Genomic DNA, 15,731 nt, shown 5'->3' with positions numbered 1-15,731 from the left:
CAACAAACAAGCATCTTGTTTCCCCCATATCTATTCTTTTTGTTAATAATTGTAATTGTACATGTAAAAAAATCTATTTATACCTCCGCTGTCGTTTTTTTGCTGTCCTATTCAGGAAGTGTTATCAGGAATAAGCGGGTGGTTTATAATCAAAGTAAGAAAGGGAGGGAGTATGGATGGACTCAGAAAAAATCTTTAAATCGGTTTATGAAACAATCTTAAAACGTGATACCCGATATGACGGCCAATATTATGTCGGCATCGTCACGACTGGAATCTTTTGCAGACCGTCCTGTCGTTCAAGGACACCAAAACCGGAAAACGTCAGGGTTTTTAAAAGTATAGAAGAAGTACAAGAGGCAGGATTCCGTCCTTGTAAACGGTGTCGGCCTGAAAATCCGAGTAAACTTGGTCCTGATGCTGAAATCGTCCAAAGGGTGAATACAATGATTGAAAAAGATTTTGCACAAAACCTGACGCTGGATCGCATGGCCACAGCGCTGATGATGAGTCCATACCATCTCCAACGAGTCTTCAAACGGATGACTGGTACGACTCCTTCAAAGATGCTTGTCCAGAAAAGGATGGAGAAAGCAAAAGACTTACTGTCAGATCACAACACCTCAATCTCAGAGGTTGCAAAACATGTAGGGTACAGCAGCGTTTCGCACTTCTCATCTGTTTTTAAAAAGACGACAGGTTGTACACCGATTGAATATAGGTCGAAAAATCAACTTTCCAATGGGAGGAGAAAACGATGACAACAGTGTATTGGAGTTCATTCACACATCCGACGTTCCAAAACGAGCAGCTTTTTCTTGCTGCTACCGATAAAGGACTGTGTAAAATCACCTGGCCGTCGGAGAATTTTGAAACAATGACAACATGGATGGAAAAACAGATTCCTGATGCCGTATTCGTTGAGGATGAGGGGGTCATTTCCCCATATGCCAACCAATTAAACGAATATCTGGATGGAGTACGACAAGAATTCGATGTACCGCTCGATTTCAGAGGGACAGCTTTTCAAACCTCTGTATGGAACCAATTGACACAGATTCCGTATGGTCAAATTCGCAGCTATTCAGAGATTGCCGAGGCTTTGGACAATCCAAAGGCAGTTCGGGCGGTCGGAACAGCAAACGGAGCGAATCCGATTCCAATCATCACTCCTTGTCACCGGGTGATCGGAAAAAATGCTGCATTGACAGGGTTCAGGGGTGGCTTGCAGATCAAAGAAAGATTGCTTCGACTGGAGGGGTTCCATGATTACACGACACAAGGACATGCACGCTTTCAATTTTGATCAAGAGTTGAAGCAAATCATGATTCAGCCTCCACGAGAATTCAGTTTTGCCGAAACACTGCATTATCTGAGAAGATCGCCTGCGGAATGCATGCATCTGGTCGAGGATGAAAAGCTGTATAAGCTGCTCCAATTCGAAGAAAAAACAATGATCATTGAAATCAGTGAAAACGAAGAGGATACCATCCAGATTGATTTTGTGAAGGATGCACCTGACTCAGCAAAAACCTATCAGCAGGTTGCAGATTACATTGTAGAATGGTTCGATCTTAGAACCGACCTGAACCCATTTTATGAAATGGCTGAAGAGGATCCCCTATTAAGTGAATTGGTACACAAGTATTCTGGTCTCCGAGTGATCGGTGTCCCTGATTTATTCGAGGCGTTTTGCTGGTCAGTGATCGGGCAGCAGGTGAATCTTCCGTTTGCTTATACGGTAAAAAGGCGGTTTGTTGAAGCTTACGGAAAGAGTGTGGAGTGGAATGAGCGATTGTTTTGGAAATTTCCAGATCCAAAAACAATCACTTCTGTTTCAGTTGAAGATTTGAAAAAACTGCAGTTCACTGGAAGGAAAGCGGAATACATCATTGGTATCGCTGAGCTGATAGCAAATGGTCATTTGGATAAGCAATCGCTTTTAGAGGATTTTCAACAAGCAGAAAAGACCTTGCTGGCTATTCGCGGAATCGGTCCCTGGTCGGCTCATTACGTCATGATGCGGTGTCTACGTGATCGATCTGCTTTTCCGATTGGAGATGCCGGATTGCAGAATGCTTTGAAAAAACGTCTTGGAAGACAAACGAAGCCTGCACCTGAAGAAATCCGAGAACTTTTTTCACGCTGGGAAAACTGGGAAGCATATGCCGTTTTTTATCTATGGAGAAGTTTATCCGATTAGAATTGACCATTGCCAAAACCTGTGTTGTTAAGTAGCATAGGATTAATGGAAAAAAACAGCATATGGGGGATAGGCAAATGGTCGAATTCATATCGGAATATAAATGGCTATTTTTCATAGTTGGTGAGATCATTTTTTGGGGTAGTGTCATCGGATTCTTACTCGTCCGCTACCTATTCAATTTGGAGAAGCTGAGTAAATACTTGATTGTGATCTGGTTAGTCAGTGATATATGGCTATTGATGATCGGTATCATCGATTATAGGAATACTGGCGAGTTCGATACTTTCCAGGTTGTCATTACGGCTTTCCTGATCTACGCGTTGACATTCGGAAAGAATGATTTCAAAAAGCTGGATCGTTTTATCAAGAGGACTATCAAAAAGCTGAAGGGCGAACCGCTTGAGCCAGAGGATTTTAGTGAACAACAGTACGGAATGAAGCATGCAGTCCATCAGTTGAAAGGCCTTGTCATACATGTCTTATTATATGCCGCTGTCATTTTCGTTCTTTCATTGAATATGCCGTTCAGGGATTTCAGTACATTATTCAGTTCTGAGGGAACAGGGGATACGATTGATAATTTGGTGAGAAATGGACTGTTTGAACATCGCGTTGCCGCACAAGTGACGGGAATCTGGACATTGGTTGTTATTATCGATATCCTCATTACATTATCTTATTTTATATTCCCGAAGACCGAAAAGAAAAAGCAGAAGAACAGCTGGTTCTAACAGAAAGCATGGTGGTAATTATGAAAGACTTCAGAGTACTAGGGTTATCAACCAACTATATAAAAAAGCTTGAACAGCAAGGGATCACAAATCCGACACGAATACAGACAGAGTCGATTCCTTTATTAAAAAGCGGGGATGATATCGTCGCCCAAGCTCAGACAGGTTCAGGAAAAACCATGGCGTTCCTCCTACCGATGCTTGAAAAAATCGATCCAGATGAAGCGGTCATCCAGGGCTTGATCATCATGCCGACGAGAGAGTTGGCTTTGCAAGTCACGCAAGAGCTGTACAAACTTACTGAAGATGAAGACATCAATGTTTTAGCAGTGTATGGTGGACAGGATGTGATTCAACAGATCCACAAGCTTGAGGGAAGCGTCCATATCGTGATTGGGACGCCAGGACGAATCCTCGATCATGTACGACGCGGGACAATTGATTTTTCACACGTATCGATGCTTATTCTTGATGAAGCGGACCAGATGCTGCATATCGGTTTCTTAGAAGATGTTGCAACAATCATTGATCAGACATCTGAATTAAGGCAGACAGCCCTTTTTTCAGCAACGATGCCTGATGATATACGGCAGCTTGCGAACCGCTATATGCGATCACCAAAACAGATCAAGGTAAACACGAAAGGGAAGACGGTTGAGGAAATCCAACAATATGTTGTAGAGACCACTGACCGTCAAAAGCAAAGTGCCCTCTTGAAGGTCGTAAAGGAAACGCACCCGATTCTGGCGATCATTTTTTGCAGGACGCAGCGGCGGGTTAGCAAACTTTACACTGCTTTATCGGAGAAAGGGTACCTGACGGATGAGCTGCATGGCGGATTATCACAAGCGAAGCGCGAAGACGTTATGCAACGGTTCCGTAATGGGGAAGTCCATCTACTGATTGCAACAGATGTGGCCGCGCGAGGTCTTGATGTCGAAGGAGTTTCCCACATCTTTAACTATGATGTACCACAGGACGTGGAGAGCTATATCCATAGGATCGGCAGAACGGGAAGAGCAGGGGAAAAAGGAATGGCAATCACTTTCATCGCTCCAAAAGATGAGAAGGCTTTAGCAATGATTGAAAATGCAATTGATAAAAGAATTGAGCGGATGGAAGTCGTTGTTAAACCTGGTAGCCAACCTTCATCTAAGAGGTTACCCAGAGAAATGTCTTACGACGCTAACAATAGGAAACAAAGCACTCGAAAAAAAAGATGACGATTTTAAAACCATCGAGAAGATCAAATTACCGCGAATTTTTATTGGAAAATGTCTCACTACATTAGCAATGAGACATTTTAGGTTTACACTTAAAGAAAGTATAAAAATACTTTCTTCAGTATAAGCGCAACTAAGGCTCAGCCTGCGCCAAGGCTTAGCTTTGCCAAGTTTTCTTTACCACCCATATCCATAAGGTGGGTATGGGTATGGTGGTCTAAAAAGGGTTACTCCAGCAATAGCTCCGAGACCCAAACCGATTAGTCCAGCCCCTAGTAATGGAAAGAACCGACCATCTCTTTCTTCAAATGGTTGTAAGTAGACCTTTTCAGAATCCACTTTTTTGATGACCCCAATATAAGCTTTTTTGTCATAAGTCGTGATCATAACAGGCTTTTCAACATGGTATAAACATTGGTGATAGATATACTCCTTCAAAAGTTACCTCCCCAATTCTAATGAAGATTCACTTCTATAGTATGAAAAGGAGAGATTTTTGCCAGAAAGAATTATTTTGAAAGAGACGAAGTGTCAATTTTCCGTGTCCGTTTATTAGGTCTAACTCCAGACTTTTGAAAAAGGAAAGAGGAGACTTCCTAATTGTATGTAAAAAAGGAATGAATAAGAAATTTTCATATAAATATAAGACTTTATTTTTTCGGAAATTGTGTTTCGTCATATCTTTTTTATCTAAAAGGGAGTAAAATATTGCTGAAATAGATGAACGAAGGGGATGTTATGTATGGGAAAAATCATACTTAGTGTACCGTTCTTTTGGTTTATCTTGAGTAATGCAGCATTTGCACAAACGACAGTGGACCAAACAGAACACCCACTTACGTTATACTTGATTGCAAGTATACCAATTTTATTTTTCACGATTTTAATATATATTTTCGGAGACTATCGGAAGTTTTTCTGGAGAAAACGAGCTTTATTTTTAATATCACGCTCATCAGCAGATAAAGTCATCTCAATAAGAGATTGCCATAAAATCTCGAAGGCGAAAAAACATCTATATAGAGGAACTGACGTTTTTTAATGTCAGTTCCTCTTCTTTTAAGGCTACATTTGTTCAAGATAGTCTTGGAATTGCTCAAGATTGCCTCGTAATTGCTCATGATCCCCTCGAAACTTTATTAACTAACCTGAAATTTTATTTCATACTTTTATCCTATTTATAAAATTTTGAAACAATTGGAGGCGTTTTTTTGATATATCTATGTATGAAAAGGTTTCAGAAAATTTTAAAAATATAAGGAGGATTGTTTATGTTAGGATTTTTGCAAAGAATCGGTAGGGCATTGATGCTGCCGATTGCCATCATGCCCGCAGCGGCATTACTTTTACGTTTGGGACAAGATGATTTATTAGGGATCCCGTTTATTGCAGCTTCTGGTAATGCTATTTTTGCCCATCTGCCACTTCTTTTCGCGATTGGAGTAGCAATCGGGTTATCCAAAGACTCGAATGGCGCTGCCGGATTAGCGGGTGCGGTCGCTTTTTTCGTGTTGACAGAAGGGACAAAAGCCATTAATGAAGAAATCAATATGGCTTTCCTCGGGGGTATTTTATCTGGGGTCATAGCTGGATTGCTTTACAATCGTTTTCATGATATAAAATTACCAGATTACCTCGCCTTCTTTGGAGGAAGACGATTTGTACCCATCATCACGGCTGGGGTGATGGTTGTACTGGCAGGTCTTTTCGGATTCGTGTGGCCTCCAATCCAGGATGGCATCAATGCAATTGGTCAATGGATCATCGATGCAGGGGCAGCAGGCGTCGGAATCTATGGGGTTCTCAACCGATTACTCATTCCGATCGGTCTGCACCATGTTATCAATAGTCTCGTCTGGTTCGTATTTGGCGAATATAACGGAGCGACTGGTGATCTGCATCGTTTCTTTGCAGGTGATCCAGAAGCAGGAATATTCATGACTGGCTTCTTCCCGATCATGATGTTCGGTCTCCCTGCAGCATGTTTTGCAATGATTGCTGCTGCTAAAAAGGAAAAGAAAAAAGCGGTCACCGGATTGTTAGTCGGGATTGCCTTCACTTCCTTCCTGACAGGTATTACAGAACCGATTGAGTTCTCTTTCATGTTCTTATCACCTATTTTATATGGCGTGCATGCTTTATTGACTGGTAGTGCAATGGTGGTTACGTACGCGTTGGACATCCATCATGGATTCGGGTTTTCCGCAGGTGCTATCGACTACATTCTGAATTTCGGACTTGCCCAGCGGCCGTGGCTATTGTTCATCGTTGGTCTTATATATGCAGCCATTTATTTTGTCGTATTCTATTTCCTTATCAAGGCATTGGATCTGAAAACACCGGGTCGTGAAGATGATGAGGACATGGCTGACGTTGATGGTCCCGTTAAGGTTGATTCTGGTGACAAATATGAAGATATGGCTTACCACTTCATCAAAGCACTGGGTGGTAAATCAAATATCCAATCGATTGACAGCTGTGCAACCCGTCTTCGATTAAATATTGCAGATATGAACGCAATTGATGAACAGGCATTGAAAAGACACGGAGCAAAAGGGGTTATGAAAATTGACCGGAGAAATCTCCAGGTAGTTGTCGGTACGAATGTCGAGTTCGTTGCCACCGCCATGCAGCGTCAAATGGCAGCCAATGAAGAGAGGCTTCCTCAAGAATCGGTTGCCGTTGATGTCGGAAAATCATCTGCTAGATCGGCCTTTGGTGAAAATGATTTTGCCACGCCAATTGAGGGACGAATCATTCCGATTACCGATGTGGATGACCCGACGTTTTCTGAACGGATGATGGGAGACGGTTTTGCGGTTGTACCGACCGGAAAAACGGTCATCTCTCCAGTCGATGGAAAAGTTATCAATCTGTTCCCGACAAAACATGCGATCGGCATTGAATCGAAAAATGGCTATGAAATCCTGATACATGTTGGGTTGGATACAGTAGAGTTGAATGGTGAAGGATTCCAGGCCTATGTCAAAGTTGGTGATGAAGTGAAACAAGGGCAAAAATTACTGGAGTTGAACCTAGGCTATCTTCAAAAGAATGCAAAATCTACCGTTACACCGATCATCTTCACTAATCTGGATGAGAGTGAAAGAGTCGAGTTGAAGAAATCTGGAACGATTAATCAAGGCGAAACAAACGTCATTGAAATTACAAAATAATTTATGTATATGAGTGGAGCTGCCTCTATGGGTCAGCTCTGTTTTTTTAAGTTCGTTGATTGTTGTGAAAAAATAGCGGACCCCAGAGACCTTATTTTCATTTGTAAAAGATAGAGTCCTGTATGTCCGTTAAATTTGAAAGAGTTTGGTTCAGAGTCTGTCCAGAAAAGGCGCTAATTGGAACAGGAAGAAGAGAAATCATCGAAAGACTGTCCCAGGTAAGCGCTCATTCGAACAGCAAGGGTGTCCGTTAAGAATTGCCCTCAAGACTTTTTCAGGGAAAGAGCTCTACAACAATGGCTCATCATCAATTAAGAAACATACTTTGAAATAAAACTTCAAAATTCTGCACTATAATTGACATAATATTTCAAAAATAATTAATTAGGACTGAATCAAAGGTCTTAATTAACGTCCCTTAATCGGTTGTTAGGGACTTAAGTGGTATAGACAACTTGTTTTCCCCTTAGGTAACCTGAAAGTAGATTTTGGAAGCACTTACATTTTCAAGAATGGAAGGAGGGCTGCAGCTTCATAGCTCTATACGATCAACTATGAAAAAGGAGGTACTATGAAAACCAAAACATTGACTGTTACCTTAGCGGCTTTGTTGGTATGTTCAAGTTCAGTAGCAGGTAGTACTTTAGCGCAAGCGAATGACAATCATCCTGTAGCTCCTAGCATTGAACAAAATGAAACTAAGAGCAATAGCAGTAATGCTCATCCTGCTTTTTCATGGGGAAATCCCGGTCCGGTTTTACCCATTCTCAAACCAGAATCGATAAGGGGGGCAGGGATGAGGAGTGAACCGTTACAAGAAATCGATGGTGTGATGGACACGATGATCGAAGACGATGTCATGCCAGGTGCAGTAGCGTTGGTGGCAAGGCGCGGCCATATTGTTAAACACGAATCTTATGGGTATGCAGCTCGTTATACGGATGACAGCAAAAATGAAATGGAAAATCCGATCGAGATGCAAGACGATACGATATTCGATCTTGCGTCCATCAGTAAAATCTTCACCACTACTGCAGCAATGAAACTTTACGAAGATGGCTATTTTGAATTGGATGACCCAGTAGCAGATCACCTTCCGGAATTTGCAGAAAATGGAAAGGGTAACGTGACAATCAGGCAATTGATGACCCACACCTCAGGTTTTACAGCATGGATTCCTCTCTATACGCAAGGCGATAGCCGTGAGGAACGGCTTCAGATCGTATTTGCACACCCTCTTAACAATGAGCCGGGAACGACTTATACATACAGCGATTTGAACATGATCACACTCGGTGCATTGGTTGAACGTCTTTCAGGCAAGCGGCTCGATCAATTTGTAAAAGAGAATATCACCGATCCGTTAGGCATGGACGATACGATGTACAACCCGCCAGAATCCCTCAAAGAACGGATTGCTACAACAGAATACCAGTCATGGACCAATCGCGGTCTTGTTTGGGGGGAAGTGCATGATGAAAATGCCTGGTCCCTGGATGGAGTGGCTGGACATGCTGGCGTATTTTCCACAGCAGAGGATCTTGGCAAACTTGCACACATGTATGTGAATGACGGGCGGTATGGAAACAAGCAGATCCTCAAGCCTGAAACTGTCAAACTACTCGTTGAAAACCAGATTCCAGAGTTTCCTGGAAATGACCATGGATTAGGATGGGAGATTCAGCAAGGCTGGTTTATGGATGCCCTTTCCTCCAGTTCAACAGTTGGCCACACCGGTTACACAGGGACGTCGATCGTAGTCGATTTGAATAATGCAACAATCGCAATTCTTTTAACAAATCGTGTCCATCCGACGCGAAACACAGTTTCTACGAATGTTGCAAGACGCGCGTTTGCCAGACAGGTAGCTGACGCTATTCCAGTTGAGATGATTGATAAAAGTCCGGCGTGGTTCTCTGGCTATGGGGATGCGATGGAGCGTTCTCTTACAGCTGAAGTCGATCTGAGTGGACCTGCAACGCTGACCTTCGATACCTGGTACAGGCTCGAGTCTGGTTACGATACAGGAAAATTCGAAGTTTCAGAGGATGGGGAAAGCTGGTCTCAGATCCATGATTCGTTTACTGGAAGTAGTGAATGGAATCAAGTTCAAGTAGAAGTGCCGGCTAATGCAAAATATGTGAGATTCCGTTATGAAACGGATAGCTACACGAATGGACGCGGCTGGTACATCGACAATCTGAAATTGGAACTGGAAGATGGGGCGGAAATGACCCCAGACTTTTCTGGTGAAGGTTGGGAGCTCCGAGACTTTTAATCTCTAAAACTAAACGGGAGGGATTACAGTGAAAAAATGGTACGTCATGGTCATAACGACTGTTCTTGTCTTGTCAACGGTGGCTGTAGGACTTACCACCAACGCTGATGGAAAAGGGAAAGGAAAACAAGTAAAACTTGGAGTTGAAGTCTTGTTGGATGAACAGAAGGATCTGATTGAAGGGCAGAAGGTAGGACTGATCACGAATCCGACAGGCGTCGATCAGGAGCTTAATAGCATCGTAGATCTGCTCCATAACGATCCGGACGTGAATCTGACAGCCTTATACGGACCAGAACATGGCGTGCGCGGGAGTGCGCAGGCTGGGGAATATGTGGAGTTCTACATTGATGAAGAGACAGGACTTCCGGTCTACAGCCTTTATGGTCAAACAAGAAAACCGACTCCTGAAATGCTTGAAAACGTAGATGTCCTTCTATTTGATATCCAGGATGTCGGCACTCGCTTCTATACGTATATCTACACAATGGCATACGCAATGGAAGCAGCAGCCGAAAACGATATCCCGTTCATCGTTTTGGACCGCCCGAACCCGATCAGCGGAACAAAAGTGGAAGGACCAGTACTTGACCCAGACTACAGTTCATTTGTCGGAATGTATCCGATTCCGCTTCGTCATGGCATGACAGTGGGTGAGCTGGCACGCTTGTTCAATGAAGAGTTCGAACTCGGAGCAGATCTGACAGTTGTTGAAATGGATAATTGGAAACGGAATATGTATTACGATGATACATCGCTTGAATTTGTTCTTCCATCACCTAATATGCCGACAGTAGATACAGCCCTCGTCTACCCAGGTGCAGCTTTGATTGAAGGAACGAACGTATCGGAAGGAAGAGGGACGACAAAACCGTTCGAATTGATTGGAGCACCGTTCATCAACAGTACCGAACTAGCTACGGAATTGAATGACTTGAAATTACGCGGAGTTACATTCCGTGCAGCGTCGTTTACACCTGTGTTTTCAAAGCATCGTGGTCAGTTGAGTCATGGTGTCCAGCTGCATGTGACAGATCAAAAAGCTTTTTCACCAGTGGAAACCGGTCTTCACCTCGTGAAAACCATTCATGACATGTACCCTGAAGAGTTTGATTTCCGTGCTGAAAACAGTGCAGGAGTGTCATTCTTCGATTTATTGATTGGAAACGGATGGGTGCGTGATGCGATTGAGGAGGGACAATCCGTAAAAGAAATCAAAGCTCAATGGCAGGATGACCTCGAACAATTCAAAAATACACGCGAACAATATCTGCTTTATTGATTTAGGAGATCGGTTTGATGTTAAAAGGTGGATTAATCAGCATCCAAGAATGTATGCCTTCCTTGAAGCCCTCTGAACGGAAAGTGGCTGAATATATTTTGACCAACCCTGGCGAAGTAGTGAACTTATCCGTCCAGAAGCTTGCGAAAAGGACACAAGTCAGTGAAGCGACGATCATCCGCCTTTCAAGAGCCCTCAGCTATAAAGGATTTCAGGAATTGAAACTGAGGATTGCAGGTGATCTTGCCCAATTCAATAACAATAACCATTCCTATCAGGAAATACCGACTAACGGTTCGATAGCTTCCATGATCGGGACGATTTCACATAACAACATCCAATCCATCAATGATACCCTTTCAGTCCTTTCTCTTGAACAGGTTGAAGCGGCTGTGGACGTATTGAGCAAAGCCAGGAAAATTGCTATATACGGCATTGGGGCTTCAGCAGTCATTGCACAGGATTTCAAGCAGAAACTGACAAGAATCAATCGTTGGTGTGAAGCGGCGTTCGACTTTGATACCCAGGGGACGATCAGTGCGAATTTGACAGACGCAGATGCTGCATTCGGCATTTCTTATTCAGGAAGGACAAAAGATGTAATTGAATCCTTGAAGATCGCAAAAGAAAAGGGAGCCAAAACGATTTCACTGACGAAATTCGGTACTAATCCTGTAGCCGACCTTACGGATATTAATCTGTTCACAAGTTCATTGGAGCAGAGTATCCGAAGTGGAGCAATGAGTTCCCGGATCTCCCAGTTGAATGTGATCGACATTTTATATATCGGAATGACGAGCAGGAAATATGATGAAAGCATTGATGCACTCGAAAGGACAAGAAAAGCGGTGCAAGTATCAAAGCAAATGGATTGATGATTCGGTGATTTAAACTGTTACTAGTTGGACGTGGTGGCTGTTAGTCGAAGATCCTTAATTGCCTGCGGGATCACGCTTAGCTTGCTTTCCCGTAGGAGTCTCGCATATTTCCAACTTTATTGGTTTTTACGCATCATCAACAATCAAATAGCACCAGCTTTATTAAACATTAATTAGGAGGGGTTCAATGTGATGAAACGGTGGTTCAGTTTGTTTCTTGGGGTGCTCTTACTTTTGTCCCTTGCACTTGCAGGGTGCAATAGTACAGGCGGTAGCGACTCTGATAGCAACGGGGATGACTCCAGTGGTGATGTCCTGACGATCGGAAGCTGGAGAACGGAAGACAAGGCTGCCTATGACAAAATCATCGAGGCGTTTAATGAAGAACATCCAGACATCAAGATCGAGTTCAAGCCTTCAAAAAATACGGAATACGATACGATCCTCAATACAGCTCTACAAAGTGGCGAAGGACCTGATATCATCCAGCTCCGTCCATACGCACCTGGAATGGAACTTGCGAAAGCAGGGTACCTTGAGCCGCTTGATGATCTAGAGGGAATCGATACTTTTACGGATGATACGATTTCTGCTGCTACATCTGAAGACGGCAAAATCTATGGTGTCCCTTTGTCGCTGAATTCTGCGCAAATGTTCTACAACAAGAAAATCTTCGAGGAACATGGATTGGAAGAGCCGAAAACGTGGGATGAGTTCATCGATCTGAACGAAAAGCTGAAATCAGAAGATGTAACACCAATCGCACTCGGGACGAAAGAAGGCTGGCTATTATCATTAGCCCATTCGATTGTCGGTCCTGCACATTATGGGGCTGGCGAATTTGTAGAACAAATCACCTCAGGGGATAAAACATTCACGAGCGATGAATTTGTTTCTTCACTTGAGGCGATGGATGAGTTGAAGAAATACTTCCCGGATAATTACGAAGGTCTCGGGATGGAAGATATCCGTACGCTTTTCTTTACTGAAGAAGCTGCAATGTTCCCATTAGGAAGCTGGGAAATCGAGGTGCTTCGTGAAATGAATCCTGAGTTGGAGCTTGGATTCTTCCCAATGCCATCTGCTGAAGGTAAGGAACCTACCATGACGACCTGGGTGGATGGATCCTATGGAATCAATGCCAATTCGAAAAATAAAGAAGATGCGAAGAAATTTCTGGAGTTCATGACAACAGAAAAATTTGCAAAACTATTTTCGGATGAGTTGGCGCGGATCCCTGCAGTTCCAGGAGTAGAAACAGAAGATGAACTGGTCACTGCGATGGCTGAAGCATCCAATACGGATTCTACCCCTTACATGATGCTCGTTCATTTCAACAAAGGGAATCCGACAACGAAGGCGACACTTGAGACTGAACTTCAAGGGATGTATCTCGGAAAACAATCATCTAAAGATGTTGCTGAAAAGCTGCAAGGAAACGCTGAAACGTATTTCGAACCATTTCAATAAATGATGACTGAATAACATTTAAAGAAAGTATAAATACTTTCTTCAATATAAGGGCAACTAAAGCTCAGCCTGCGCTAAGGCTTGGCTTTGCCAAGATTTCTTTAAGGTGGCGAGGATCGATGGAGCTCGAAACGAAAACGAACATACCTACAAAATCTAAGAGTAAGAAGGATTGGAGAAAGATGATCATCCATCTTTTTCCGATCCCCGCCCTCGCTATATATGTTACTTTCATCATTTATCCGTTGTTCGCTGCCTTTTCTTATAGCCTTTTTGATTGGCAGGGGATCAGAAGGGGTGCGTTCATCGGATTCGAAAATTTCATCGCTCTCTTTACTAGAGAACCTTTCAACAGTATGTTCTGGAATGCATTTGAAAATAACATCATCTACTTTCTATTAGAGATGGTAGTACAAAATGGGATCGCCTTCATGCTCGCCTATATCATTTATAAAAAAATCAGATTCGCGGAGTTTTTCAAGGCTGCTTATTTTTTACCCCGCTTACTGTCGGTCATTATCGTAGGTTTTTTGTGGAAGCTGATTCTGAACCCGAACTTCGGTGCCATGAATGTCTTTTTGGAAAAGATAGGGCTGGAAAGCTGGGCCAAGGCTTGGCTCGGTGACCCTGACACTGCTCTGATCGCAATCATTCTCGTAAACTCGTGGTTTGGTCTCGGGTTTGCAGTATTGATTTTCCTTGCTGGCTTACAGGGGATTCCAAATGATCTGATCGAGGCGGCTCGACTGGATGGAGCGACTGGATTCAAGTTGATCCGAAAAATCATCCTGCCATTGATGATCCCATCGATCACTATCATGACAGTACTGACTTTCATCCATGCATTTGAAGCATTCGAGCTCGTCTATGCGATGCAAGGCTCAATGGGTGAACCGTATTATTCCACGGATACATTAGCCGTCTATTTCTATAGATTAGCATTCGGTTCAGGAGGAGCAAATTCAGCAGCAATCGGTTTAGGTTCAGCATTGGCAGTCGTCCTGTTCATGATCATTGCGACAATTTCGGCGTTGTTTTTGTTTGTGTTGCGGAGGCGTGAGGTCCAAATGTAGGTTGTAGATTTGTGATAACCGTCGAGCTTCGTTGTCAGCTGTGTTCGCTCACATCCTCATGTACCTAAAGTACACTCCGGTGATCGCTCACGTGCTTCCTCGAATCTCTAGGTTCTGACAAATCTACTATTATGGAAGTGATAACCGTCGAGCTTCGTTGTCAGCTGTGTTCGCTCACATCCTCATGTACCTATAGTACATTCCGGTGATCGCTCACGTGCTTCCTCGAATCTCTAGGTTCTGACAAATCTACTATTATGGAAGTGATAACCTTCGAGCTTCGTTGTCAGCTGTGTTCGCTCACATCCTCATGTACCTAAAGTACATTCCGGTGATCGCTTACGTGCTTCCTCGAATCTCTAGGTTCTGACAAATCTACTATTATGGAAGTGATAACCGTCGAGCTTCGTTGTCAGCTGTGTTCGCTCACATCCTCATGTACCTATAGTACATTCCGGTGATCGCTCACGTGCTTCCTCGAATCTCTAGGTTCTGACAAATCTACTATTATGGAAGTGATAACCGTCGAGTTGTTCACTCTTGGTTTCCGGAAAGTTCTACTTTTCTAGGAGGGAGAATATGAAAAACCATATCGCATCCAGATCCATCTATTATTTAATCGCATTCGTCTTTGCGGTGATCAGTGTATACCCCATCCTGTTGATGGTTTATTCTTCCTTCAAGACGAATGCTGAAATTTTTAAGAATCCGTTGTCGATTCCGAAATCTTTCAGTCTTGAACCCTATCAAAAGCTCCTTGAGCAAATACCGTTCTTCACTTTCTTCTGGAACAGTGTTTTTGTCAGTGCGGTATCAGTCATTTTCATTCTCTTGTTCGGATCGCTCGCAGCTTTTTACATTGCGAGATATTCATTCTGGTGGAATAACTATTTGTTCTTCTTTTTCTTGATCGGTATGATGATTCCGATCAAATTGGGGATCGTACCTTTGTTCATGCTGATGAAGGATTTGAGTCTCATCAATTCCCTATGGTCACTCGTGTTCCTTTATACAGCAACTGGAATTCCATTATCCATCTTGATTTTGACCGGTTTTTTCCGAACCATGCCTAAAGAGTTGGAAGAAGCAGCCCGTATGGATGGGGCGACAGATATCAAGGTTTTCTGGCATGTGTTGCTTCCGATCATGAGACCTGCGCTTGGAACTGTGATGATCATTAATTTCATCCAATCGTGGAATGATTTCTTTTTCCCTTTAGTATTCATTACTGATGAAATGAAGAAGACGATTCCGGTCGGGATGCTTTCGTTATTCGGTGAATATTCTGCGGATTGGGGAGCGTTATTCGCAGGATTGACGCTCTCTTCTTTACCGATGATCGTCCTGTTTTTCATCGCTTCCAAACAATTCATGGATGGTCTGACAGCAGGAGCGGTCAAATAGACTTTTAAA

Annotated in this window: 14 protein-coding genes; 13 read left to right on the top strand and 1 reads right to left on the bottom strand. The window is 43.1% G+C overall.

Annotated features, from left to right (window positions below; genetic code table 11):
• The first annotated feature begins 176 nt into the window (after positions 1 to 176).
• The 5 genes from KOL94_RS12795 to KOL94_RS12775 all read left to right on the top strand — a co-directional run bounded on the left by KOL94_RS12795 (position 177) and on the right by KOL94_RS12775 (position 4,161).
• Positions 177 to 761: a bifunctional transcriptional activator/DNA repair enzyme AdaA gene (locus tag KOL94_RS12795; protein WP_221566799.1), complete on the top strand. Its 585-nt coding sequence runs from the start codon at positions 177 to 179 to the stop codon at positions 759 to 761.
• Positions 758 to 1,306, top strand: a complete 549-nt coding sequence (locus tag KOL94_RS12790) for a methylated-DNA--[protein]-cysteine S-methyltransferase (RefSeq protein ID WP_221566798.1) — start codon at positions 758 to 760, stop codon at positions 1,304 to 1,306. Before KOL94_RS12795 ends, KOL94_RS12790 begins: the two co-directional genes overlap by 4 nt.
• Positions 1,266 to 2,204 (top strand): DNA-3-methyladenine glycosylase 2, encoded by a 939-nt coding sequence (locus tag KOL94_RS12785; protein ID WP_221566797.1) that lies wholly within the window; start codon positions 1,266 to 1,268, stop codon positions 2,202 to 2,204. The genes KOL94_RS12790 and KOL94_RS12785 overlap by 41 nt, the downstream gene beginning before the upstream one ends.
• A gap of 77 nt (positions 2,205 to 2,281) precedes the next feature.
• A complete protein-coding gene (locus tag KOL94_RS12780; protein ID WP_221566796.1) occupies positions 2,282 to 2,938 on the top strand; it encodes a hypothetical protein in 657 nt (218 codons plus the stop codon).
• 20 nt (positions 2,939 to 2,958) lie between these two features.
• On the top strand, positions 2,959 to 4,161 hold the full coding sequence (locus tag KOL94_RS12775; RefSeq protein WP_221566795.1) for a DEAD/DEAH box helicase: 1,203 nt from the start codon (positions 2,959 to 2,961) through the stop codon (positions 4,159 to 4,161).
• 177 nt (positions 4,162 to 4,338) lie between these two features.
• On the opposite strand, the gene KOL94_RS12770 is transcribed toward KOL94_RS12775, so the two are convergent.
• Positions 4,339 to 4,599 carry a hypothetical protein gene (locus KOL94_RS12770; RefSeq protein ID WP_221566794.1) on the bottom strand — a complete coding sequence of 87 codons (261 nt, stop codon included), beginning with the start codon at positions 4,597 to 4,599 and terminating at the stop codon, positions 4,339 to 4,341.
• Between the two features lie 304 nt (positions 4,600 to 4,903).
• Between KOL94_RS12770 and KOL94_RS12765 the strand changes: the two genes are divergently transcribed.
• The 8 genes from KOL94_RS12765 to KOL94_RS12730 all read left to right on the top strand — a co-directional run bounded on the left by KOL94_RS12765 (position 4,904) and on the right by KOL94_RS12730 (position 15,722).
• On the top strand, positions 4,904 to 5,203 hold the full coding sequence (locus KOL94_RS12765; protein WP_221566793.1) for a hypothetical protein: 300 nt from the start codon (positions 4,904 to 4,906) through the stop codon (positions 5,201 to 5,203).
• Between the two features lie 229 nt (positions 5,204 to 5,432).
• On the top strand, positions 5,433 to 7,337 hold the full coding sequence (nagE, locus tag KOL94_RS12760) for an N-acetylglucosamine-specific PTS transporter subunit IIBC (RefSeq protein WP_221566792.1): 1,905 nt from the start codon (positions 5,433 to 5,435) through the stop codon (positions 7,335 to 7,337).
• A 571-nt stretch (positions 7,338 to 7,908) separates the two neighbouring features.
• A complete protein-coding gene (locus KOL94_RS12755) occupies positions 7,909 to 9,615 on the top strand; it encodes a serine hydrolase domain-containing protein (protein WP_221566791.1) in 1,707 nt (568 codons plus the stop codon).
• A gap of 28 nt (positions 9,616 to 9,643) precedes the next feature.
• Positions 9,644 to 10,897, top strand: a complete 1,254-nt coding sequence (locus KOL94_RS12750; protein ID WP_221566790.1) for an exo-beta-N-acetylmuramidase NamZ family protein — start codon at positions 9,644 to 9,646, stop codon at positions 10,895 to 10,897.
• A gap of 17 nt (positions 10,898 to 10,914) precedes the next feature.
• Positions 10,915 to 11,772, top strand: coding sequence for a MurR/RpiR family transcriptional regulator (locus KOL94_RS12745; protein ID WP_221566789.1), 858 nt, complete (start codon positions 10,915 to 10,917; stop codon positions 11,770 to 11,772).
• A gap of 195 nt (positions 11,773 to 11,967) precedes the next feature.
• Positions 11,968 to 13,245: an ABC transporter substrate-binding protein gene (locus tag KOL94_RS12740; RefSeq protein WP_221567705.1), complete on the top strand. Its 1,278-nt coding sequence runs from the start codon at positions 11,968 to 11,970 to the stop codon at positions 13,243 to 13,245.
• A gap of 119 nt (positions 13,246 to 13,364) precedes the next feature.
• Positions 13,365 to 14,318 (top strand): carbohydrate ABC transporter permease, encoded by a 954-nt coding sequence (locus KOL94_RS12735; protein ID WP_221566788.1) that lies wholly within the window; start codon positions 13,365 to 13,367, stop codon positions 14,316 to 14,318.
• Between the two features lie 579 nt (positions 14,319 to 14,897).
• Positions 14,898 to 15,722: a carbohydrate ABC transporter permease gene (locus tag KOL94_RS12730; protein ID WP_221566787.1), complete on the top strand. Its 825-nt coding sequence runs from the start codon at positions 14,898 to 14,900 to the stop codon at positions 15,720 to 15,722.
• The last annotated feature ends 9 nt before the right edge of the window (positions 15,723 to 15,731 follow it).

This window comes from Alkalihalobacillus sp. TS-13 (assembly GCF_019720915.1).
Classification (GTDB): Bacteria; Bacillota; Bacilli; order Bacillales; family Fictibacillaceae; genus Pseudalkalibacillus.
This window is presented reverse-complemented; position numbering and strand designations above follow the sequence as displayed.

Coding starts and splice junctions, on each gene's coding strand:
- KOL94_RS12735 (WP_221566788.1), top strand. CDS start 13,365: ATGGAGCTCGAAACGAAAACGAACATACCTACAAAATCTAAGAGTAAG.
- KOL94_RS12740 (WP_221567705.1), top strand. CDS start 11,968: ATGAAACGGTGGTTCAGTTTGTTTCTTGGGGTGCTCTTACTTTTGTCC.
- KOL94_RS12785 (WP_221566797.1), top strand. CDS start 1,266: ATGATTACACGACACAAGGACATGCACGCTTTCAATTTTGATCAAGAG.
- KOL94_RS12790 (WP_221566798.1), top strand. CDS start 758: ATGACAACAGTGTATTGGAGTTCATTCACACATCCGACGTTCCAAAAC.
- nagE (WP_221566792.1), top strand. CDS start 5,433: ATGTTAGGATTTTTGCAAAGAATCGGTAGGGCATTGATGCTGCCGATT.
- KOL94_RS12745 (WP_221566789.1), top strand. CDS start 10,915: ATGTTAAAAGGTGGATTAATCAGCATCCAAGAATGTATGCCTTCCTTG.
- KOL94_RS12730 (WP_221566787.1), top strand. CDS start 14,898: ATGAAAAACCATATCGCATCCAGATCCATCTATTATTTAATCGCATTC.
- KOL94_RS12755 (WP_221566791.1), top strand. CDS start 7,909: ATGAAAACCAAAACATTGACTGTTACCTTAGCGGCTTTGTTGGTATGT.
- KOL94_RS12795 (WP_221566799.1), top strand. CDS start 177: ATGGACTCAGAAAAAATCTTTAAATCGGTTTATGAAACAATCTTAAAA.
- KOL94_RS12780 (WP_221566796.1), top strand. CDS start 2,282: ATGGTCGAATTCATATCGGAATATAAATGGCTATTTTTCATAGTTGGT.
- KOL94_RS12765 (WP_221566793.1), top strand. CDS start 4,904: ATGGGAAAAATCATACTTAGTGTACCGTTCTTTTGGTTTATCTTGAGT.
- KOL94_RS12775 (WP_221566795.1), top strand. CDS start 2,959: ATGAAAGACTTCAGAGTACTAGGGTTATCAACCAACTATATAAAAAAG.